This window comes from Bradyrhizobium australafricanum (assembly GCF_020329495.1).
GTDB classification, from domain to species: Bacteria; Pseudomonadota; Alphaproteobacteria; order Rhizobiales; family Xanthobacteraceae; genus Bradyrhizobium; species Bradyrhizobium australafricanum.
Window position 1 is genome coordinate 55,610 of sequence record NZ_JAGKJL010000016.1, and the last position, 22,195, is coordinate 77,804.

The window sequence follows — 22,195 nt, forward strand, 5'->3', positions numbered from 1 at the left end:
TTTCCTCCGCGCACGCTCTCACAACAAGCTTGTCGGGCGGCGCTTGGTTCTTGGCTCGCATTCAAGCAGGCCATGCCGCGGCCTGCAACTCGGCAAGGGCCTGCGTGCTGTGCTAGGAAGGCAGAACGCCCCACGGGATTTTCATGGCAAGCAACGAGAAAGAAGGCCGATGAACGCGCTCACATCCATCGCCGAACAGGTCGCCGCAAAGCTGATCGGGAACAAGCAGACGATTGCGGTCGCGGAATCCTCAACCGGCGGACTGATCTCCGCATCGCTGCTCGCGGTTCCCGGCGCGTCGGCCTATTTCCTCGGCGGCGGCGTGATCTACACCCGCGACGCGCGGCGCGCGCTGATGGATATTTCCGACGATGCCATGCGTGGGCTCCGCTCGTCGTCGGAACCCTACGCGCAATTGCTGGCGCGGCAGATTCGCGAGCGCCTCGCAACCGATTGGGGATTGTCGGAGACCGGTGCCGCCGGCCCGACCGGCAACCGCTACGGCGATGCCGCCGGCCACAGCTGCATGGCGGTCGCCGGCCCCCGGCAGCAGGTGATCACGCTGGAAACCGCCAGCGGCGACCGGCAGGCGAACATGCAGGCATTTGCGAAAGCGGCGCTGGAGTTGTTGTTGAGGAATTTGGAGCAATAAATCTCCGCTGTCGTCCCGGGCAAGCGACTTGTCCGCTGTAGCTCAACGAGCGAACGCGGAAGCGCGACCCGGGACCCATAACCACCGATGGCCATTGACGATGGTTCGCTGGAGCCACAGCCCGCTTCAACAACTCGATCCTGTGGTTATGGGTCCTGCTTTCGCAGGGACGACTTGGGGAAAGAGCCTGCAATCTAACGAGGACGGCGTAGCCCGGATGAAGCGAAGCGCAATCCGGGACGACTTCATCCGCTGCGCGACTGTTCCCGGATTTCGCTGCGCTTCATCCGGGCTACAAGAGCAGCGCGGGGTTCACTTCTCGCGGAACGAGCGCATGAACTGGTCGCTCATCGGCTTCATCAGATAGGACAGCATGGTGCGGTCGCCGGTCTGCACGAAGGCTTCCACCGGCATGCCCGGGATGATCTTCACCTCGCTGCCGAGGCGCGCGACTTCTTCCGGCGGCATCGAGACGCGGATGGTGTAATAGCTCTGCCCGGTGCGCTGGTCGGTGGTGACGTCGGCGGAGACGCGGGTGACGACGCCGTTCAGCTCCGGCGTGGTGCGCTGGTTGAAGGCGGAGAGCCGCAGCACGGTCTTCTGTCCGACCTGCAGCTTGTCGATGTCCTGCGGATTGACCTTGGCTTCGACCGACAGATCGTCCGCCTTCGGCACGATCATCATGATGGCGTCGCCCGCGGTGATGACGCCGCCGACGGTGTGCACGGTCGACTGCAGCACGACGCCGTCCTGCGGCGCGCGGATGTCGATGCGGCGGAGCTGGTCCTCTGCGGTGACCTTGCGCTCGACGAACTCGCCGATCTTGTCGTTGGTCTCGCGCAGGTCCTTCGAGACCTCCGACAACATGTCCTTGTCGACCTGGATGATCTGCAACTCGGTCTCGGTGATCTTGCCCTTGGCCTGCGCGCGCGAGGCGATGTACTGCGCGCGCTCGCCGGAGAGCCGCGCCGCGTCGCGCTCGAGCGTGGTCAGGCGCGTCAGCTGCACCAGATGCTGCTCATAGAGCTGGCGGACGCCGACCAGCTCCTGCTGCACCAGCGCGATCTCCTTGTCCTTGGCGCTCTCCTGCGCCTGCAGGCCGGAGATCTCCTCGTTGAGCTGGGTGACGCGCTCGCGCAGCTGCGCCTTCTGGCCGGTGCGGCCGTTGACGCGAACCTCGAACAGCTTGGTTTCGCTCGCCATGATGTCGCGAACGTCCGGCTCCTTGGCCTGCTCGAGCAGCTGCGGCGGGAAGGCGATCTTGTCGCGGCCCTGCTGCTCGGCCTCGAGCCGGGCCGCGCGCGCATAAAGACCGTTCAGCGTCTTGACCACGATTGCGAGGCTGGCCTTCACGACGGTCTCGTCGAGGCGCACGACGATGTCGCCCGCCTTGACCACGTCGCCGTCGCGCACCCGCACCTCGCCGACCACGCCGCCGGTCGGATGCTGCACCTTCTTGACGTTGGATTCGACCACCACCGAGCCCGGCGCGATCAGCGCGCCCGAGATCGGTACCGTTGCGGCCCAGCCGCCGACGCCACCGCCGAGAACCAGAACCACGGCGAGGCCGACGATCAGATGCTTGCGGATCGAGCGATGTGCGTTGCGCGGTTGATCGGTCATGCGGTCGCTCATGATTTGGCGGCCCCCGCGTCGGCGACGATCTTGATCGGCGTCGGCATCGGCGGCGCGGCACGCTGCAGCACCTGCGCGAGCACGGCCTCCTTCGGCCCGAAGGTCTGCATGCGTCCGTCCTTCAGCACCAGCAGATGATCGACGCCCTCGATGCCGATCGGCCGGTGCGCAACCACGATGACGACCGCGCCGCGCTCGCGGGCGCCGCGCACCGCGCGGGTCAGCGCCTCGTCGCCTTCGCTGTCGAGATTGGAGTTCGGCTCATCCAGCACGATCAGGAACGGGTTGCCGTACAGCGCCCGCGCCAGCGCCACGCGCTGCGCCTGGCCCGCGGAGAGCGCAGTGCCCTGTTCGCCGACCTGGGTGTCGTAGCCCTCGCGCATCTTGATGATCATCTCATGCACACCGGCCTCCTTGGCCGCCGCGATGATGCCGTCGGACTTGGCATTGGGATCGAACCGGCAGATGTTCTGCGCGACCGTACCGGCGAACAGTTCGACGTCCTGCGGCAAATAGCCGACATGACGGCCGAGCTGGTCCGACGACCACTGGTCGAGCGCGGCGCCGTCGAGCCGTACCTTGCCCCGCGCCGGAACCCAGACGCCGACCAGCGCCCGGATCAGCGACGACTTGCCGGAGCCGCTCGGGCCGATCACGCCGACACCGCTGCCGGCCTCGACGGCGAAGGTGATGTCCTGCACGATGGCGCGCTGGTCGCCCGGCGCGACCATGGTCACGGCCTCGACCGAGAGCTTCTTCTCCGGCGCCTGCAACAGCGTCTGCTCGGGCCGCGCCGGCATCTGCTGCAGCAGGCGGTTGAGCCGCTGCCAGCTCTGCCGCGCGGCGACGAAGCCCTTCCAATGCGCGATCGCGAGATCGACCGGCGCCAGCGCCCGCGCGCTCAGGATCGAACCGGCGATGATGATGCCGCCGGTGGCCTCCTGATGGATCACGAGATAGGCGCCGACCGCGAGCACCGCGGACTGCAGCATCATGCGCAGCACCTTGGCGACCGCGCCGAGCCCGCCGGTGACGTCGCTCGCACGCTGGTTGCCGGACAGGTATTCCTCGTTGGCCTCGTTCCAGCGCCTGTTCATGCGGCCGGCCATGCCCATCGCCACCAGCACTTCGGCGTTGCGGCGGCTGGAGGCGGCAAGATCGTTGCGCCGCGCCGCGAGCGTCATCGCTTCCTTGGCCGGCGTGCGCGACAAGTATTCGGTGATCAGCGTCAACGTCACCAGGATGATCGCACCGACCAGCGCCGTGACGCCAAGCAGCCAGTGGAAGGCGAAGCAGATCACCATGTAGAACGGCAGCCATGGCAGATCGAAGAACGCGCCGGGACCCATGCTGCCGAGGAAGGAGCGCACATTGTCGAGGTCGCGCAGCGGCTGCAGGCCCTCGCTGCGATTGCCGGCCATCAGCGGCAGCCGCACGACAGTGTCGAACACCCGCGCATTGAGCGCTTCGTCGAGCGAGGTGCCGACGCGGCCGAGGATCCGTCCGCGCAGCAGGTCGAGCACGCCCTGAGCCATGTAGAGGACCGCGGCGATGACCACGAGGCCGACCAGGGTCGGAACGCTGCGGCTCGGCAGCACCCGGTCGTAGACTTGCAGCATGAACATCGAACCTGTCAGGTAGAGCAGGTTGATCATGCAACTGATGAGGCCGACGCCGATAAAGGCGCTGCGGCAAGCGCGCAGCGCCTCAGCCAGTTCGGAACGCCGGACAGCGGGCGCGGCTGCCATAAAAACTGATCTCTGCAAAACAAAAGAGTTACGTGATCACCACGTTGTATAGACGTTTGCGACCACCGTCCATTTTAAGTCGCGTGAACCAAAGCATGGTTCGCGGCCTCATTCTGTGATCGCACCGACAGTTGACGGAATAAATTAGGGTTAACCGGCGGCGGAACCCTGGCCCTGCGCGGGCGCGCTTCCCGGAAGCGGCACGAGAATGACCGACATCGAGACCCGGCCGATCTCGCCATCCACATCGAGCAATACCCCGCTGCCGACGCCGAGCCCGGCCTCCGGGCGCCAGCGCGCATCGGCGCGAACGCCGATCCAGGCGCCCCGCGGTGGCCGGAACAGCTGCACCGCAAGGTTCGGATTGGGGTCTGCCACCACGTTCTGGACCGGCCGCGCGATGCCGTGGGTCCAGTCAGCCGGGCCGAGCACCCGCGCCAGCGGGCCGGCGTCCGCAATGACGGCGTGATGCAAGCGAAACCAGGCGGTATCGCCGCCGGCACGGGCTTCCATCGCATCCATGAACCAGCTGCGGCCATGGACGGCGCGCAGGCTACGCAACGGAAACACCGTGGGATCCACCGGATCGGCTGCGCTCCCGTAAAACCCCGGGACCTCAACGGCACGCTCGCGCGACAGCGTCACACGCACCGTCGCGCAGGGCTGCTCCTCGCCGGCCGGCCAGAGCGTGTTGTCGACGACGCTGACCCGGCCGCCTTCGGTCACCACGGTGACGTGCGTGCGCAGTTCCGCCATTGGCGTCGGCCGCAGGAACCAGGCCGCCGCCGAGATCGCGGTGCCCCAATTGCGCGCACCGGCCATGGCCTCGACCTCGCCGGTCAGCAGGCTTGCGACCGCCCCGCCCTGAAGGCCGGTGAACGGCCCGGCCGCCAGCGCCGCGGGCTTCCAGTGATGGGGCGTGGCGAGCGGTTCGAAGATGGCCAAGGCGAATGGTCCCCTGAGATGACCAGGATTGAGCGTTCGGCCAATCTCATCCAAGAATAGCGGCCATGACAAAAGGCCATTCATCACTTCAGGTGAGCAAGATTCACCCATTGGATGCCCCCGATCCGCGGGTGATCCCACCGCTGCCGGCGCTGCTCGCCTTCGAGCGCGCGGCCACCCAACTCAGCTTCCGGCGCGCCGCGCGAGACCTGTCGCTGAGCCCGTCGGCGATCAGCCACCAGATCCGCGGGCTGGAAGAGCAGTTCGGCACCAAGCTGTTCGTCCGCGGCGCGCGCCAGGTGCGGTTGACCGACGACGGCGAGCGCTACCTTGCAAAAGTGTCGGCCGCGTTGGCGACGCTGCAGGAGGCGAGCCGTGACATGCTGCGGCGACGCGGTGAGGCCGGCAGCGAGCTCTGGATCAGCTCATTGCCGTTCTTCACCAGTGCCGTGCTGCTGCCGGCGCTGCCGGAGTTCAAGCGGCGCCATCCGCAACTGACGCTGCGGATCGAGGCCACCCACCAATATGCCGACTTCAACGGATCACGCGTCGATGTCGCGATCCGTTACGGGCGGGAACATGCCACCGGGCTGAAGGTCGAGCCGCTGGTACAGGTCAAAGGATTGCCGGTCTGTACGCCGGCGCTGGTCAAGGCAGGTCTTCGGACCCCAGCGGACCTGTCGCGCGAGGTGCTGATCCATGTCACGACGCAGCCGCGGGCGTGGCCGGCCTGGCTGAGGGAGGCCGGGCTGCCGAATCTCGCTCCGCGCGGACATCTGTGGCTCGACAGCGTGCCGGCGATGCTGGAGGCCGCCGAACACGGGCTCGGCGTCGCGATTGCGATCGCGCCGCTGATCAAGGCGCGGCCGGGCTTCGGCAAGCGGCTGGTGGCGCCGTTTGCGTTCGAGGCGGCGCACAGCGAGACGATCTACCTGGTCTCCCGCACCGAGCAGGCGCGGGACCGCCGCATCGCGGCGGTGCGGCGCTGGATCACGGACGCCGTCGCGCGGGCGAGCTAGGCCGTGGCGGGCGCCTGCTCGGCCAGGATGCACCGTGCCAAACGGCCGGGAGCGACCTGCACGACCGGCGGCAAGCGCTCGCTGCAGCGCGGCTCGGCGAACTTGCAACGCGGTGCAAAGGAGCAACTGGCCGGCGCATGATCGAGCGAGGGCGGGGTGCCCGGAATGGTTTCCAGCCGCTGGCCGCGCATCGCGCCGTGAATGGTCGAGGCCAGCAGGCCCTTGGCATAGGGATGCACCGGTGAGCGCACGATATCGCGCAAGGCGCCCTGCTCCACGATCTGGCCGGCATACATCACCGCGACGCGGTCGCAGATCTCGATCGCGACACCGATGTCGTGAGTGACGAAGATCACCGACATGCCGAACTCGCGCTGCAATTCGCGCAGCAGCAGCAGGATCTGGATCTGCACGGTGGCATCGAGCGCCGTGGTCGGCTCGTCCGCGAGCAGGATCTTCGGCTTGCAGGCCAGCGCCAGCGCGATCATCGCACGCTGGCGCATGCCGCCCGACATTTCGTGCGGATAAGAGTCCAGCCGCCGCCTCGCGGAGGGAATCCGCACCACCTCGAGCATTTCAAGCGCGCGGGCCGTAGCCTCGCGCTCGCTCTTGCCCTCGTGACGCATCACCGTTTCCGCGATCTGGCGGCCGATGGTGTAGACCGGATCGAGCGCCAGCGCCGGCTCCTGGAAGATCATCGAGACGGTCTGGCCGCGGAACGCGGACAGCGCCTCATCGTCCATCGCCAGCACCTCCTGGCCCAGCACCTTGACGCTGCCGGAGACCTGCGTGCGTTTCTTCGGCAACAGCCGCATCAACGCGCGCAGCGTCACGCTCTTGCCCGAGCCGGACTCGCCGAGCAGCCCCAACACCTCGCCCTCGCCGAGCTGTAGGCTGAGATCGTTCACGGCATGAACCGTGCGATCGCCGGTGAAGCGGATGTTGAGGTTGTCGATCTCGACGAGGTTGGTCATGCGAGCTTGGGCACCCTGGCGTGGAAATCGGTGGCGCGCTGGAACGCGGCGCCGATCCGAAGCAGAACCGCTTCCTCGAAGGAGCGGCCGATCAGCTGCATGCCGACCGGCAGACCCGTCTTGGTGAAGCCGGAGGGAATCGAGAGCGACGGCAGACCGAGATAGTTGACCGGGCGGGTGAAGCGCGTCAGCCGCTGCAGCACCGCGTCGGCGCCCGGACCATTGCCGACATCACTCTCGGCAATCGTGGGCGCCGGCACCGGCGACGACGGCGCGATCACCGCATCGACCCCGTTGACCGCCGCGTTGTGCGCGGCGAGCGCGGGGCCACGCCAGCGCATCGCCTCGAGATAGGTGACCGCCGGAATGGTCAGGCCGTTCTGCAGCCGCATCAGGACCTGCGCGCCGTAATCCTGCGGCCGCTCGATCATCCAGCGCTTGTGAAAGGCGGCAGCCTCGACCGCGAGCACCAGTTGCGATGCCGCAGAGAGCTGGCGCTGATCGGGCAACTCGACCTTGATGATCTTGGCGCCCTCCTTTTTCAGGGTGGCGATACTCTCGTCGAGGATACGCGCCACCTCGGGATCGAGGTCGTCGACATAGAACGCCGTCGGCACGCCGATCTTCAGGCCCTTCAGCGACTGTTTGGTCGCGGCCATATAGTCCGGCACCGGCTGCGTCGACGCCGTCAGATCCTCGGGGTCGGCGCCGGCCATCAGGCCGAGCAGCAGCGCGCAGTCCTCCGCGGTCTGCGCCAGCGGACCGACGGTATCGAGCGACTGCGACAGCGGCATCGCACCGGCGCGGCTGATGCGGCCGACCGTCGTCTTCAGGCCGGTGACGCCGCAGAAATGCGCCGGCATGCGCACCGAGCCGCCGGTGTCGGAGCCGAGCGCCGCGAAGGTGAGCCGCGCGGCGACCGCCGAGCCCGAGCCCGACGACGAGCCGCCGGTGATGTGCTCGGTATTCCAGGGATTGCGCACCGCGCCGTAATGCACGTTGTGGCCGGTCGGCCCATAGGCGAACTCGACCATTTGCAACGAGCCGAGACGGACCTGTCCGGCATCCTTCAGCCGCTGCAGCGCGGTCGAGGTCGTCTTCGGCACGAAGTCGCGGCGTATCAGCGAGCCGCAGGTCACGACCTTGCCGGCGTCGTAATACATGTCCTTGTGCGCCAGCGGCACGCCGTGCAGCGCGCCGCGACTATTGCCCCTGGCGAGCGCGGCATCGGCCTCGGTGGCGGCGGCCAGCGCCTGCTCGGACTCGATCGCCATATAGGCGTTGAGGCGCGGCTGCCATTCCGCAATGCGATGCAGCACGGCGCGCGTCACCTCATGCGAGGAAACTTTCTTGTCGGCAATCGCCTTGGCGACTGCGGTCAGCGTCATCAGGGCCGGATCAGAGCTCATTTCGACACCTTCTCGATCTTCTGCGCGATCTGCGCCAGCAGGAAGCTCGCGGGTTCGAGATCGAAGGGCAGCGTGCCGGAGATCGGCGCGAAGCCGTCGAATGCCGGGCCGATCGAATTGGCGATCCGGGTGGCGACTTCGTCGGCGGCGGGCACGTCGGCGACGTGCGCGATCACCTTGACATCCTTGGGAGTAGGTCTGGTCATGCCGCGTTTTCTCCTTTTGCTTTTGCCGGCGCGCGGCTGTGCCCCGAGCCAGGAATGGTCATGTAGCACGCCGCTTGATGGCCCATTGTATCGAGATCGCTGAGTTTTGGCGTGTCGTTTGCGCAGAGCGGCTCCGCAAACGGGCAACGGGTGTGAAACCGGCAGCCCGACGGCGGATCGATCGGATTGGGCGGATCGCCCGAGATCGGCGGCACCTCGGTGCGCTTGTCGGGATCGGATGACGGCATCGCCGCCAGCAGCGCGCGGGTATAGGGATGCGCCGGCGCGTCCCAGACCGCATCGACCGGGCCGAGCTCGACGACCTCGCCGAGATACATCACCAGCACGCGATCGGAGATGTAGCGGACGACGTTGAGATCGTGGCTGATGAACAGGTAGGTCAGGCCGAATTCCCGCTTCAGGTCAGCGAGCAGATTGAGCACCTGGGCCTCGACCGATTTGTCGAGCGCGGACACCGCTTCATCGAGGATCACGAGCCGTGGCGACAGCGCGAGCGCACGCGCGATATTGACGCGCTGACGCTGGCCGCCGGACACCTCGTGCGGATAGCGGTTGGCGAAAATCTCCGGCCGCAGGCCGACCTTGCCGAGCAGCTCGCGCGCCAGCGTCCGCGCCGTGTCGTCGGCCATGCCGTGGACCTTCGGCCCGAAGGCGATCGATTCCTCGATGGTAAGGCGCGGGTTGAGCGAGGCGTAGCTGTCCTGGAACACCATCTGCACGCCGCGCCGCAAATCGCGCAGCGAGAGCGACGGACCGACCTGCCGGCCGTCATAGATGATGTCGCCGGCATCGCGTGCCATCAGGTGCATCAACAGCCGCGCCGTGGTCGATTTGCCGCAGCCGGATTCGCCCACAATCCCGACGGTCTCGCCCTTCATGACCGCGAAGGTGACGTCGTCGACGGCGCGCACGGTCTTGCGCGGGCTGAACAGCCCGCCGCGCACCGGAAAATGCTTGGTCAGTCCCTTGACCTGCAGCAGCGGCTGCGCGGCGCCGCCGATGTCGGCGACCGGCTCCAGCATATCGACGGAGAGATTGGCGTCGCTCATGCTCTAATTCCTGATGTCCATGGCGCTGCGCATGCCGTCGCTGAGCAGATTGAAGCAGATAGAGACCGCGAAGATCATCGCGCCCGGCAGCGCCGCGACCCACGGATTGACGTAGATCGCGGTGCGCAGCGTATTCAGCATCAAACCCCACTCCGGCTCCGGCGGCTTGGTGCCGAGCCCAAGGAACGAGAGGCCGGCCGCAAGGATCATCGACACCGAGATCAGGCCGGTGGCGTAGACGAAGATCGGGCCGAGCACATTGCCGAGCATGTGGACGCGCATGATGGTGAAGGGGCCGGCGCCGGACGCCCGCGCCGCTTCGACGAAATCCATGTTGCGCACGCCCGTGGTGACGCTTTCGGCGACGCGGGTGATCTGCGGCACGAACACGATGGTCAGTGACACGATCGAATTGGTGATGCCTGCGCCGAGCGCTCCCGAGATCGCGATCGCCAGCAGCACCGACGGGAAGGCGTAGAACACGTCGACGGTGCGCATGATCGCGGTGTTGAGCTTGCCGCCGACATAGCCGGCGACGAGGCCGAGCGAGGTTCCGATCACGAACGCGAAGATCACCGGCAGGATGCCGATGACCAGCGACAGCCGTCCGCCATAGATCAGCCGCGCCAGCATGTCGCGGCCGAGCTCGTCGGTACCGAGCGGATAGCCCGGCGTGCCGATATGGCGCAGGCGGCGGATCATCGAGCCCTGATAGGGATCGGCGAGATGCAGCCATGGTGCGAGCAGCGCCGAGGCAAAGATCAGCACCAAAATGATGGCGCAGGCCATGCTGACCTTGTCGCGCCTGATGCGGCGCGCAACCGTCGCCCAATAGCCGCGCGCCTTGGTGGTCGGGGCAGCCTGCAACGCAGTATCGCTCATCGCGCTCATGCTCTAACTCCGCTTGATGCGCGGATCGATCGCGGCCTGCGCGATGTCGACCAGGAGATTGAGCAGCACGAAGAACAGCGCCAGCACCAGGATGGTGCCCTGCAGCAGCGGCAGATCGCGCTGGAAGATCGCCGAGTTCAACAGCAGGCCCGAACCCGGCCAGGAGAACACGGTCTCGATCAGGATCGAGCCGCCCAGCATGTAGCCAAGCTGCAGGCCCATCACCGCGAGCGCGGTCGGCGCCGCGTTCTTGATGACGTGGCGGAACACCTCGGTCTCGCGCAGGCCCTTTGCGCGCAACGCCTCGACAAAGTCCTGGCTCAGGATGTCGCCGGTCAGCGCGCGCACCGTGCGGGTGACGATGCCCATCGGGATCACCGAGGTGGTGATCGCCGGCAGCACCAGATAACGCAGATGCTCCCAGTCCCACGCCCAGGCGCCGGAGCCGCCGGGCCCGGCACCGACCGCGGGCAGCCAGTTGAGCTGCACCGAGAAGATGATGACCAGCACCATGCCGAGCCAATAATGCGGCAGCGACACGCCGGCTATCGCCACCGAGGTCGCGACCTTGTCGACCCAGGTGTCGCGGAAATAGCCGGCGATCAGGCCGAACAGCAGGCCGAGCGTAAAGCCGATCATCGCGGCCGCGATCGCCAGCATCACGGTGTTGCCGACGGCACGCATCACCTCGGTCAGGACGGGCCGCCCGGTTGCGATCGAATTGCCGAGATCGCCATGGATCGCGCGCCACAGCCACAGGCCGAATTGCACCGGCAACGGGCGATCGAAGCCGTAGGCCGTGCGCAATTGCGCGGCGAGCTCCTGCGAGGCATCGGCGGGCAGCACCGCGACCAAGGGGTCGCCGGGCGTGATGTGCACCAGGAGGAAGCACACCAGCGCCACGCTGAGCACGATCGGAATGACGTAGACGATCCGTCTGGACGTATAGGCGAACACGTTGCGTTCTTTCTTCCTTCTCCCCTTGTGGAAGAAGGTGGCGCGCCGAGCGCGCCGGATGAGGGTTTCTATCCGCGGATACAATCATTTCCCAGGGAGGCGTGTCCGCGGAGACAACCCCTCACCCGGCTTCGCTCTCGCGAAGCCACCCTCTCCCACAAGGGGAGAGGGTGCACCTGTTGCGCGACTAGCGCCTCACGGCGCGACCGTGACCGGAGAGAAGTCGACGAACCAGCTCTTCGGCTGCACAAAGCCCTTGATCTTCGGGCTCATCGCGCGCGGTGCGACGTCGTGGGCGACATAGAGGAAGGCCGCGTCGTCGACCGAGGCCGCATGCAGCTCGGCCAGCGCGGCGTCGCGCGCCGCCGGCTCGAAGGTCTGGCGGGCCTTCTTGACCAGCTCGTCGAACTTCGGGTTGTTGTTGAAGCCCCAATTGTTCGATACCGGCGGCGCCATGCCCGACTGCAGGAAGCGCACCAGCGCGAAGAACGGATCCATCGCCGCATAGGTGACGTTGATGGCGTTCGAGCCGTTGGCGGTCGGATCCTTGGTGCCGCGCCGCCAATTGGTGAACAACGTGTTCCACTCGATGACGTCGAGCTGCACATCAAAGTAGCACTCGGCCAACGCCTGTTGCAGATACTCGTTCATCGGCAGCGGCAGCATCTGGCCCGAGCCCGATGCCGAGGTCTGGATCTTGACCGTCAGCTTCTTGTTCGGACCGAAGCCCGCCTCCTGCATCAGCTTCTGCGCGGCCGGCTTGTCGTACTTGATCTGGAAGGTCGGATTGCCGCGCCAGGGATGACCGGGCTCGAAGGTGCCGGTCGCCGGCACCATCAGGCCGGCGAGCAGGCCCTCACGCAGCCCTTCGCGATCGATGCAGAGATTGGCCGCCTTGCGGACGCGGATGTCATTCCACGGCGAGCCCTCGACGCGCGAGAACTGCCACGGCCAGACATGCGGCTCCTCGTTGGAATAGAGGTTGAAACCACGCTGCTTGATCTCGGGCAGGGCGTCCGGCGCCGGCGCCTCGATCCAGTTGACCTGCCCCGACAGCAGCGCCGCCGTCCGGGCATTGGCCTCCGGCATCGGCAGCAACACCATCTTATCGGCCTTCGGCACCCGTGCCTTGTCCCAGTAGTTCTCGTTCTTCACCAGCTCGAGCCGCTCGCGCGGGGTGAAGCTCGACATCTTCCAGGGTCCGGTGCCCGACGCGTCCTTGGCGAACGCGGCCCACGCGGCCTGCGACTTCGCCTTGGCGTCGGCGCCTTCGGCCTTGTCGTAGAATTTCTGCCACTTGGCCGGGCTCGCCATGAACAAATTGGTGAGGTTGATCGGCAGGAAGCTGTCCGGCTCCTTGGTGGTCAGCTCCACCGTCATGTCGTCGATCTTGCGCGCCGAGACCAGCGTCGGCATGCGCGAGGCGGTGACGCCGACCTGGCTCGCATCGTATTGCGGCGCGTCCTGCTTCAAGACCTTGTCGACGTTCCAGACCACGGCGTCGGCATTGAACGGCGAGCCGTCATGAAAGGTGACGCCAGAGCGCAGCTTGAAAATCCACTTGGTCTTGTCGGCATCGTCGACCTTCCACTCGGTAGCGAGGCCGGGGATCATCGCGCTCGCCTTGTCCGACGACGACAGGTCCCACATCGTCAGCGCGTCATACATCGTCAGACCCGTGAAGCGATTGCCCTCAAAACCCTGGTCGGGCTGGCCGAGCGTGCGCGGAATATCGGCAGCGGTCATGCCAATGCGCAGCACAGTCTCGGCGCCGGCGATCGCCGGCACGCCTGTGGCTATCGCAAGCGCCAGCATGATCGCCGTCGCATTGGTTTTCCTGTTACGCATCTGAGCAGCCCCTTCGAGTCTGGTGACGTTTTGGTGATTATTTCTTGGGCAAGCGTATGCAATGCCTGTGCCAAGGGGAATAGTTCATCAGCAAATAACCGCCGGGCGCGTCATTTCTTCCCACCTCGGGCCCGAACGGAGCGAAGATGCCTATTCTGGCATCATGCTTGCAGGATTTGACTCCAACGTCTTTCCAACGGAGCCTTCATATGCGTGCGCGCAATTCGATCCTGATGGCGGCAATGGCGCTTGCCTTGACCGCGGGCTGGCCGGCCATGTCGGCGCAAGCAGAGTCCATTGTGCGCTACGGCATTTCGATGGCCGACATTCCGCTGACCACCGGCCAGCCCGATCGCGGCGCCGGCGCCTATCAGTTCACCGCCTACACGATCTACGATCCGCTGGTTGCCTGGGAGATGGATGTTGCCGACCGGCCGGGCAAGCTGGTGCCGGGGCTTGCGACCGAATGGAAGGTCGACGACAGCGACAAGACCAAATGGCGCTTCACGCTGCGCAAGGGCGTCAAATTCCACGACGGCAGCGACTTCAATGCCGACGCGGTGATCTGGAATCTCGACAAGGTGCTGAACGACAAGGCACCGCAATTCGACAAGCGGCAGAGCGCGCAGGTCAAGACCCGCCTGCCTTCGGTTGCGAGCTACGCCAAGGTCGACGATTTCACCATCGAGATCACCACCAAGACGGTCGACTCCTTCTTCCCCTATCAGATGCTCTGGTTCCTGGTCTCGAGCCCCGCGCAATATGAAAAGCTCGGCAAGGACTGGGACAAGTTCGCCAGTCAGCCCTCCGGCACCGGTCCGTTCAAGCTGACCAAGCTGGTGCCGCGCGAGCTCGCCGAGCTGACGAAGAACCCGGACTATTGGGACAAGAAGCGGCTTGCGAAGGTCGACAAGATGATCCTGATTCCGATGCCGGAAGCGCTGACCCGCACCAACGCGCTGCTGGCCGGCCAGGTCGACCTGATCGAAACACCGGCGCCCGATGCCGTGCCGCAGCTCAAGGCCGCCGGCATGAGGATCGTCGACAACGTGACGCCGCATGTCTGGAACTATCACTTGAGCGTGCTGCCGGGCTCGCCATGGACCGACATCCGCCTGCGCAAGGCGCTCAACCTCGCGATCGACCGCGACGCGGTGGTTGGCCTGATGAACGGCCTCGCCAAGCCCGCCAAGGGCCAGGTCGATCCGTCGAGCCCGTGGTTCGGCAAGCCGACCTTTGAACTGAAATACGATCTCGCAGCCGCCAGGAAGCTGGTGGAGGAAGCCGGCTATTCGAAGGAAAAGCCGCTGAAGACAACTTTCATCATCGCCCAGGGCGGCACCGGGCAGATGCTGTCGCTGCCGATGAACGAGTTCCTGCAGCAGAGCTTCAAGGAGATCGGCATCGACATCGACTTCAAGGTGGTCGAGCTCGAGACATTATATACGCACTGGCGCAAGGGCGCGGCGGACGAGATGAACGCCGGCATCACCGCCAACAACATCGCCTATGTCACGTCGGATCCGCTCTACGCCATCGTGCGGTTCTTCCATTCCGGCCAGGTCGCGCCGGTCGGCGTCAACTGGGGCGGCTACAAGAACCCGAAGGTCGATGCGCTGATCGACGAGGCCAAGCAGACCTTCGATACCACCAAACAGGATGCGCTGCTGGCGCAGGCACACGCGCTGATCGTCGACGATGCGGCGCTGGTGTGGGTGGTGCACGATACCAATCCGCACGCGCTGTCGCCGAAGGTGAAGACCTTCGTGCAGGCGCAGCACTGGTTCCAGGATCTGACCCAGATCGGGTTGGAGTAAACATTCCATCGTCGTCCCGGCTTGGTGCGCAATTGCGTACGGGAGCCGGGACCCATGACCACGAAGGGGTGTTGTTAGAAGGCCGCCTGGCCGCTTGCCCATTGCGCGGGCCGCGGCGTATGGGTCCCGGCCTTCGCCGGGACGACAGCGGGCCTGCGGAGTCTATTTCGTCGTCAACGCGAATGCGCCGTTCCAGTCGTCGGGCGGCGGCTCCTTCTGGAAGGCGTGGATGCGCGCCTCATAGAGGCGGTAGAGATATTGCAGCGTCTGCGCGTCGTCGGTCTTGCGGCCGCGTTCGATCGCGGCGAGCGCGCCGTCCCAATCGCGGCCGCGGTAGCAGGCGAGCATCTCGATGGTCAGATTGCGCAGCCGCTGGAAGCGGCCGGAGCTCGCGACATCCTCGCGGCCGGCAATCGCATAGATCACCTCGGGCTCCTTCTTGCCCTTGACCATGATGAAGTCGAGCTCGAGGATCGCAAACTTCTCCTTCACCGCAAGCGCAGTCTTCGATCCCACGATGATCGGGAAGCCATACTCCTTGGACTGTCCCTCGAGCCGCGAGGCCAGATTGACGCTGTCGCCGAACACCGAATAGTCGAAGCGCACGTCGGAGCCCATATTGCCGACCACGCAGGAGCCGGTGTTGAGACCGACACCGATGTTGAGCGGCACATAGACGTGGCCGCCGTCCTTCGCCTCCTGCTCGCGCTCCCGGTTGAGGTCGTCGACGCGCTCCAGCATGTCGAGCGCCGCATCGCAGGCGTTGAGCTGGTGCTGCTTGTCATCGAGCGGCGCGTTCCAGAACGCCATGATGGCGTCGCCCATATATTTGTCGATGGTGCCCTTGCGGGCGAGGATCGCGTTGGAAAGCGGAGTAAGGAAGCGGTTCATCAGCGCCGTAAGGCCCTGCGGATTGCTCTTGTAGGTTTCCGAGATCGAGGTGAAACCGCGCATGTCCGAGAACATGATGGTCATCTCGCGTTCCTCGCCGCCGAGCACCAGCCGCTCCGGCGACTGCGCCAGCTGCTCGACCAGCGCGGGCGACATGTACTGCACGAATTGCGACCTGATCTGTCGACGCTGCTGCTGCTCGCGCACGAAGGCGGAGAAGATCAGCGTGAGATAGATCGCCGTGGTCGACATCAGCGGATAGGTGAAGTCGATCAGCAGCCGGTGCTGGGAATAGAAATACCAGGACGTGCCGATCAGCACCGAGGCAAACATTCCGCCGACGGCGACCAGCGTGATCGGACCGAACTTCGGCGCGAAGGCGATGACAAGGAGCCCCATGATCAGCGCGGCGAAGAACTCGATGCCGATGCCGTAATTCGGCTGCGAAACGACATCGCCGGTCAGCGCGCTCTCCAGCACCTGGGCGTGAACCTCGACACCAGGCATCGCCGGCGTCACCGGCGTCGTCTTGATGTCGTTCAGCCCGGTTGCTGAGGTGCCGATCACGATCAGCTTGCCGGCAATTCGGTCCGGTGAGACGCGCCCGTCCAGCACATCGACCGCCGAGACATAGATCGAGGGATCGCGGCGAGCGTAGTGGATCCAGAGTTGGCCGTGGAGATCGGTCGGGATCGCAAAGCCCTTGAGACCCAGGCTCTTGATACCGGCCTTGTCGGCCTTGATCAGGATCGTGCCCGAGCCGCTCGCCACCCGCAGCATCTCGAAGCTCAGCGATGGCATCGTGATGCCCTGCGCCACCATGATCATCGGCACGCGCCTGACGATGCCGTCGCGCTCCGGCCTGATCGTGAACAGGCCGCGCCCGGCAGCCGCCTCCTCGAGCAACGGCACGTTGCGCAGCAGCCCCGGGAACATGAACATGAAAGGCTGCGGCTCCTCGCCGAGCATCGCAAGTCCGGTGACCGGAAGCTTTTCGTTGAGGTCGGCGCGCACGTTGGGTCCACCGGATTCGCCGAGCACCACGCGCGAGTTCTTGATGGCTTCGGCCATGATGCTGTCGTTGCTCGGCAGCTGCCGCAGCCTGGCGCGCATCTCCTCATCGAGGCTGCTGAAGGTATCGGCGGCGATATCGGGATTGAGACGATCCGGCTCGGAGAACACTGCGTCGAACGCGATCACCACGGCGCCGAGCCGGGTGAGATTGGTGACGATGTCGGCGAGCCGGGTCCGCGGCCACGGCCACTGTCCGAGCCGGGGATCGGCGAGGCTCTTTTCGTCGATGTCGACAATGGTGACCGGCCGCGCCGTCTTCTGGCGCGGTTGCAGCGCCTGGAATGTGTCAAACGTCCTGACACGAAGCTCCTGGACCGGAGCCGGATCCACGATCCGCAGCGCAGCAATGCCGATCAACAGCGCCACGCAGACCAGCCGCGCATAGCCGAAGCGCCGTGCGAACCACCTGCGTATCGCCTTCAGCCGTTTCATGCCATCTGGATATCACGCGCGCAGAATTGTTCCAATCGAGCAAGCATGCGCAGTGCACAATCAGCCGGGCCAGCCCCCTGGCGGCACGGCCGCGCGCCCGTCACGTAAAATGAATAATGAAGTCGTTCTGGGACAGGCTCGCCTTGGCGACATTGTGCAATGTGATCGTGTCTGCGCTGTCGATCGTGATCAGCGTATCCGCCGAATTGGTCGGCGATATCGCAACATGCTGATCGAACCAGCTACTGAAGGTGCTTGCCGAGACGACCGTGGACAGGTCGATCTGGTCCTCGCCTGGCGTGAAGTTCAGGATCGTGTCGTGGTTGAAGTTCGGCGCAAACACGAACTTGTCCTGGTAACCCGACCCGAAAAACACGTCCTTGTCGCTGGTCCCGGTCAGAATCACGGGCTCGGGCCGATCCTGTTGGACGTTGAAGATCAGGTTGACCGTATCGGTTGCGCCATGGCCATCGGTCACGGAAAGCGCGATCGTGTCGGTCGCCGGAGCCGTCTGGCCGGAGTTGTAAACGAGACCCGACGATCCAAGCGCGGTGTTGATGCCGGAGAGAAGCCCCTCCTGCGACGAAGGCGCAACGCTGCTGCCCGCACCGGGCGTCGTCGCCGCGGCCATGGTGAAGGTCTCGTCGGCCGTCGCATCGGCGTCCGTCACGGTCAGGCCGGAGATCGTCTCGGTCCCGTTGGGATGTTCGATGATACTGACGTTGTCGGTATGGATCACGGGCGTGTCGTTGGCGCCGATCACGTCGATCGTCAGCTTCGCGGTCCCGACGGCGCCATGCGCGTCGATCGTCTCCACATCGAACGTGTCGGCATAGGTGCCCTTGCCGAGCGCGTTGATCGCGGCAGCATCGGGAACATAGCTGTAGGTGCCGTCCGGGTTGACGGTCAGCGAGCCGTAGAGGCCTGCGATCTGCGTGACCGCGGCGTGGTCCGAATTGAGCGCGGCATAAGTCAGCGTCGCGGTTTCGCCATGGTCGACGTCGTTGCCATGGAGCGTGCCGGTCAGCGTGCCGAACGTGTCGTTATCAGCGGTATCGGTGAGCGTGCCGGCATTGACGTCGGCGAGCATCGGCGCGTCGTTGGCGCCGTTGATCGTGATCGTCACAGGCTCGTTGATGACGCCGCCATGGTGGTCGTCGATCTGGATCGTGTAGGTCAGCGTCAGCGTCTCGCCGAGGGCGAGATAGTCGAAATTCTGGTCCGCGGCCGAGAACGTCCAGGTCGACGATCCGGTTGAACCGCCGGTCGCGTCCGTCAACGTACCCAGCGACAGCCAGTTCAGGATCGTGGACTCGTCCGGCAGGCCCGTGGTCGCCCCGGATTCGGCGACGCCAGTGATGGTCATGGTGTGGGTGTCGCTGAGATCCACGTCGGTGAACGTCACGGTGCCGGATGCGCTGTCCAGCGTCGATGAACCGGTCGTATCGGGTTGTTCGGGGATGATGGCCGCCTGAGGCACCGACGTGACGATCGGCGCGTCATTGCTGCCGGTAATCGTGATCGTCACCGGTTGGCTGATCACGCCGCCATGATGGTCATTGACCTCGACCGTATAGGTCAGTGTCAGTGTCTCACCGTCGGCAAGATAATCGAAATTGCGGTCGGCGGCCGAGAAGGTCCAGGCCTGGGATCCGGCGATCCCGCCGGTCGAATCGGTCAGCGTCCCCAGCGAGAGCCAGTTCAGGATGATGGACTCGTCCTCAGGCAGGCCTGTGGTCGTTCCGGATTCCGCGACGCCGGTGATGGACACGATGTGGGTGTCGCTGAGATCGACGTCGGCAAATGTCACCGCGCCCTGGGCCACGTCGAGCTTGATCGATCCGGTCTCGCCGATCATCTCGGGGACCGTGGCGGTCGGCGGCTCCGACGTGAACGTCGGCACGTCGTTGGTGCCCGTGATGGTGATGGTGACGGGCTGGGTGACGACACCGCCGTGGTGGTCGTCGACCTGGATCAGGTAAGTCAGCGTCAACGTCTCGCCGACGGCGAGATAGTCGAAATTCCTGTCGGCGGCCGAGAAAGTCCAGGCGCGCGATCCGGTTACGCCGCCGGTCGAATCCGTCAGCGTGCCGAGCGACATCCAGCCCAGTATCGTCGCCTGATCGGGAAGCCCTGCGGTAACGCCAGTTTCGGTGACGCTGGCCACGGTGACGCTGTGGGTGTCGCTGAGATCGACATCGACGAAGGTCACGGTACCGGATGCGGTATCCGGCACGACCGAGCCGGTCGTCTCCTCGGCTTCAGTGATGGCGGCCAACTGGGTCGGCGAGGTGATCGCCGGCCTGTCGTCGGTGCCGACGATCGTGATGGTGACCGGCAGCGTGACGACGCCGCCCTGATGGTCGTCGATCTCGACCGTGTAGGTCAGCGTCAGCGTCTCGCCGGTGGCGAGATAGTCGAAGCTCCTGTCGGCGGCCGAGAACGTCCAGGAGCGCGATCCCGTCACGCCATCGGTCGAATCCGTCAGCGCGCCCAACGACAGCCAGCTCAGCACGGTGGCATGGCCGGCAAGTCCGGTGGTGACGCCGGCCTCGGTGACGCCGGTGATGGTGACCGTATGCGTGTCGGTCAGATCCGCATCGGTAAATGTCAGCGTGCCGTGCGCCGTATCAGGCTGGGCGGAATTCGTCGTTGCTGGGAGTTCGGTGATCGAACCGGCCTGCGCCGAGGACGTCACCACCGGCGTGTCGTTGGTGCCGGTGATCGTGATCGTGAAGGTCTTGAACGTGGTCTCGTTGTTCGGCGCGAAATTGTTATCGACGCGCGCGACATAGGCCAGCGTCAGCGTTTCTCCGGCAGCCAGGAAGTCGAACGCGCTGTCGGCAAGGTTGTAGGTCCAGGTCGCCGAACCGGCATTCTTGTTGTTCGGATCGGGCTCGAGCAGCAACGGGATCTCGACGGTCTTGATGGCCGCAAGCTGCGCTGCCGTCAGCGATGAGGTCACGTCGCTGCCGTTGGCGTCCCGGTAGCTGAACGCGGAATAGTCGACCTTCGCGCTCGGTATGTCACCGACATTGAGGTCCAGCCATTTGATCTGGCCCGTCGCAGTGTCGAACAGCCCGCTTTGGGTCAGCCCCGGCCGCTCGGTAAATGCCGCGTCCTGGGTCACGACCTGCGGCGGCCCCGGGATGTGGTCGATCCTGCTGTTGGGAACGCCACCGGCCTGAGGGCCGGTCGTGTTGACGAAGGTCAGCAGAATGATGATCGGCGCGCCACCGTCGCTGCTGGTGAGCTTGAAGCTGCTCGATACCGGGACGACGCTGTCCGTGAAGTTGGTGGTGAGCTTGGTGTTGGGATTGTTGTTGTCGGTGAACTTCAGCGCGAAGACGTCGGAGATCAGCTTCTGCGCATCGGTCGACAGTTGCGCCGACGAGACGAAGCTGACGCTGCCCTGGCCGTTGACGATGGTCTGGGTGCCGGCCTGATCGACGGTCGCGATCGGATTGAGCGTCGTCTTGTCGAACAGGATGTAGGAGCCGGTGCTGCCATCGGGCTCGACCAGCACCTGGAATTTGGCCGGCGGCACGCCGCCGGTGCCCTGCACGTCGAAATCGATCTCGACCAGCACCGCGGTGCCGCGGATGCCCATGGTCGCGACCGGCGTATCGACCTTCATGTCGCCGTGCTTGGCGGTCGCGCCGGCCACGAAGGAGATCGTGCCCGAGACCAGACTCATCAGCGACGTATTGCTCGACCCGTTCGGGTCGTAGATCATTTCGTTCAGCACCATCTTGGCGTTCGGTCCGAGACCGAACACGGTGCCGTCGATGAAGGTGATGCCGAGCGTCGAGTCGCCGCTGGACTGCACCACGTCACCCTTGTTGACGTTGTCGCCCTGGTTCAGGACGATCGCGACGCCATTGCGGATGGCCGTGGCGTTCCCGGTCAGCTTGGTGACATGGCCGATGACCTTGGCCGGCTCCGCCGCGCCGCCGGCCTGGGCATATTGGGTGTAGCCGGTGAGTGCGTTGACGAGATCGCCGGTGAGATGCGCGCCGTCAGGCGACGCCAGCGGCGCGCGCTTTTCGCCCTTGAAGTAGTCGTGCAGGACGAGTTCCCGATCGTCCTTCGCGATGACGAGATCGAGCCCGGTCCGCTTGAAGTCGCCGGTGAACAGCAATTGCCCGTCGGCGACGATGATCGCGCCGGGGGGAGCATGCGTGGAAACGCTGTCGACGTGCACGTATCCACGGGCATAAGCGTCCGTGTTCGGCAACAGGCCGTCGAATTTCTCGACAAAGTTCACTGCGGATCACCGCACGGGAGTTAATATTGTTAAAATATCCGAATGATTATGCCTGCATATCATCGGATAAAGCTTGGCGAAACCACTCTGTGCTTGCGCAAGGTGGCCCTGTTGTGCGGTTTGACTGGATGTGACTTGGCTCACGCTGTGAAGAGCCGTGTAGTTCGGATTCGCTTGACGGTACCATAAGGTGGGATTCAAGCCAAGATACGTACTGAGCCACGTATTCGTGGTATTGATTGGCATTTCTGTACTTGCCTCTATTTCCCCTTAGCCCAGAGCGGGCATTTGACCCCAATTTCCCGGCCAAAGCTGTGACTTAGCTTACAAATCACAGCAGTCCCGTGCGCGGACCGGCCG

The 22,195-nt window shown here is 65.1% G+C and carries 15 protein-coding genes; 3 read left to right on the forward strand and 12 right to left on the reverse strand.

What is annotated here, in order from left to right:
* Positions 1-169: 169 nt before the first annotated feature.
* A complete protein-coding gene (locus J6525_RS16415; RefSeq protein ID WP_225645419.1) occupies positions 170-652 on the forward strand; it encodes a CinA family protein in 483 nt (160 codons plus the stop codon).
* A gap of 312 nt (positions 653-964) precedes the next feature.
* Here J6525_RS16415 and J6525_RS16420 read toward each other — a convergent pair whose 3' ends face one another.
* The 3 genes from J6525_RS16420 to J6525_RS16430 form a co-directional block, all read right to left on the reverse strand.
* A complete protein-coding gene (locus J6525_RS16420) occupies positions 965-2,275 on the reverse strand; it encodes an HlyD family type I secretion periplasmic adaptor subunit (RefSeq protein ID WP_018269119.1) in 1,311 nt (436 codons plus the stop codon).
* 8 nt (positions 2,276-2,283) lie between these two features.
* Positions 2,284-4,035 (reverse strand): type I secretion system permease/ATPase, encoded by a 1,752-nt coding sequence (locus J6525_RS16425; RefSeq protein WP_225645420.1) that lies wholly within the window; start codon positions 4,033-4,035, stop codon positions 2,284-2,286.
* 150 nt (positions 4,036-4,185) lie between these two features.
* Complete coding sequence (locus J6525_RS16430) at positions 4,186-4,980, reverse strand: acyl-CoA thioesterase domain-containing protein (RefSeq protein WP_225645421.1); 795 nt, start codon at positions 4,978-4,980, stop codon at positions 4,186-4,188.
* A gap of 65 nt (positions 4,981-5,045) precedes the next feature.
* Here J6525_RS16430 and J6525_RS16435 point away from each other — a divergent pair, with 65 nt between their 5' ends.
* Positions 5,046-5,999, forward strand: a complete 954-nt coding sequence (locus J6525_RS16435) for a LysR substrate-binding domain-containing protein (RefSeq protein ID WP_225645422.1) — start codon at positions 5,046-5,048, stop codon at positions 5,997-5,999.
* Here the strand turns inward: J6525_RS16435 and J6525_RS16440 are convergent.
* The 7 genes from J6525_RS16440 to J6525_RS16470 all read right to left on the reverse strand — a co-directional run bounded on the left by J6525_RS16440 (position 5,996) and on the right by J6525_RS16470 (position 13,354).
* A complete protein-coding gene (locus J6525_RS16440; RefSeq protein ID WP_225645423.1) occupies positions 5,996-6,973 on the reverse strand; it encodes an ABC transporter ATP-binding protein in 978 nt (325 codons plus the stop codon). The genes J6525_RS16435 and J6525_RS16440 overlap by 4 nt on opposite strands.
* Positions 6,970-8,382, reverse strand: coding sequence for an amidase (locus J6525_RS16445; RefSeq protein WP_225645424.1), 1,413 nt, complete (start codon positions 8,380-8,382; stop codon positions 6,970-6,972). Before J6525_RS16445 ends, J6525_RS16440 begins: the two co-directional genes overlap by 4 nt.
* Positions 8,379-8,588 carry a hypothetical protein gene (locus tag J6525_RS16450; protein ID WP_225645425.1) on the reverse strand — a complete coding sequence of 70 codons (210 nt, stop codon included), beginning with the start codon at positions 8,586-8,588 and terminating at the stop codon, positions 8,379-8,381. Before J6525_RS16450 ends, J6525_RS16445 begins: the two co-directional genes overlap by 4 nt.
* On the reverse strand, positions 8,585-9,658 hold the full coding sequence (locus J6525_RS16455; RefSeq protein ID WP_225645426.1) for an ABC transporter ATP-binding protein: 1,074 nt from the start codon (positions 9,656-9,658) through the stop codon (positions 8,585-8,587). Before J6525_RS16455 ends, J6525_RS16450 begins: the two co-directional genes overlap by 4 nt.
* A 3-nt stretch (positions 9,659-9,661) precedes the next feature.
* Entirely contained in the window at positions 9,662-10,549 is an 888-nt protein-coding gene (locus J6525_RS16460) for an ABC transporter permease (protein ID WP_092089726.1), read from the reverse strand.
* Between the two features lie 3 nt (positions 10,550-10,552).
* Positions 10,553-11,506 (reverse strand): ABC transporter permease, encoded by a 954-nt coding sequence (locus J6525_RS16465; RefSeq protein ID WP_050382524.1) that lies wholly within the window; start codon positions 11,504-11,506, stop codon positions 10,553-10,555.
* 195 nt (positions 11,507-11,701) lie between these two features.
* Positions 11,702-13,354, reverse strand: coding sequence for an ABC transporter substrate-binding protein (locus tag J6525_RS16470; protein ID WP_376708522.1), 1,653 nt, complete (start codon positions 13,352-13,354; stop codon positions 11,702-11,704).
* Between the two features lie 209 nt (positions 13,355-13,563).
* Here J6525_RS16470 and J6525_RS16475 point away from each other — a divergent pair, with 209 nt between their 5' ends.
* On the forward strand, positions 13,564-15,171 hold the full coding sequence (locus tag J6525_RS16475; RefSeq protein WP_225645427.1) for an ABC transporter substrate-binding protein: 1,608 nt from the start codon (positions 13,564-13,566) through the stop codon (positions 15,169-15,171).
* 162 nt (positions 15,172-15,333) lie between these two features.
* Here the strand turns inward: J6525_RS16475 and J6525_RS16480 are convergent, their stop codons facing one another.
* Positions 15,334-17,568 carry a CHASE2 domain-containing protein gene (locus tag J6525_RS16480; RefSeq protein WP_092089722.1) on the reverse strand — a complete coding sequence of 745 codons (2,235 nt, stop codon included), beginning with the start codon at positions 17,566-17,568 and terminating at the stop codon, positions 15,334-15,336.
* A 100-nt stretch (positions 17,569-17,668) separates the two neighbouring features.
* Positions 17,669-21,835: a VCBS domain-containing protein gene (locus J6525_RS16485; protein ID WP_225645428.1), complete on the reverse strand. Its 4,167-nt coding sequence runs from the start codon at positions 21,833-21,835 to the stop codon at positions 17,669-17,671.
* Between the last annotated feature and the right edge of the window lie 360 nt (positions 21,836-22,195).

Excerpts from the sequence above, each read along its gene's own strand:
- J6525_RS16415 (WP_225645419.1), top strand. The coding sequence starts at position 170 with ATGAACGCGCTCACATCCATCGCCGAACAGGTCGCCGCAAAGCTGATC.
- J6525_RS16420 (WP_018269119.1), bottom strand. The coding sequence starts at position 2,275 with ATGACCGATCAACCGCGCAACGCACATCGCTCGATCCGCAAGCATCTG.
- J6525_RS16425 (WP_225645420.1), bottom strand. The coding sequence starts at position 4,035 with ATGGCAGCCGCGCCCGCTGTCCGGCGTTCCGAACTGGCTGAGGCGCTG.
- J6525_RS16435 (WP_225645422.1), top strand. The coding sequence starts at position 5,046 with ATGACAAAAGGCCATTCATCACTTCAGGTGAGCAAGATTCACCCATTG.
- J6525_RS16440 (WP_225645423.1), bottom strand. The coding sequence starts at position 6,973 with ATGACCAACCTCGTCGAGATCGACAACCTCAACATCCGCTTCACCGGC.
- J6525_RS16445 (WP_225645424.1), bottom strand. The coding sequence starts at position 8,382 with ATGAGCTCTGATCCGGCCCTGATGACGCTGACCGCAGTCGCCAAGGCG.
- J6525_RS16450 (WP_225645425.1), bottom strand. The coding sequence starts at position 8,588 with ATGACCAGACCTACTCCCAAGGATGTCAAGGTGATCGCGCACGTCGCC.
- J6525_RS16455 (WP_225645426.1), bottom strand. The coding sequence starts at position 9,658 with ATGAGCGACGCCAATCTCTCCGTCGATATGCTGGAGCCGGTCGCCGAC.
- J6525_RS16460 (WP_092089726.1), bottom strand. The coding sequence starts at position 10,549 with ATGAGCGCGATGAGCGATACTGCGTTGCAGGCTGCCCCGACCACCAAG.
- J6525_RS16470 (WP_376708522.1), bottom strand. The coding sequence starts at position 13,354 with ATGCGTAACAGGAAAACCAATGCGACGGCGATCATGCTGGCGCTTGCG.
- J6525_RS16475 (WP_225645427.1), top strand. The coding sequence starts at position 13,564 with ATGCGTGCGCGCAATTCGATCCTGATGGCGGCAATGGCGCTTGCCTTG.
- J6525_RS16480 (WP_092089722.1), bottom strand. The coding sequence starts at position 17,568 with ATGAAACGGCTGAAGGCGATACGCAGGTGGTTCGCACGGCGCTTCGGC.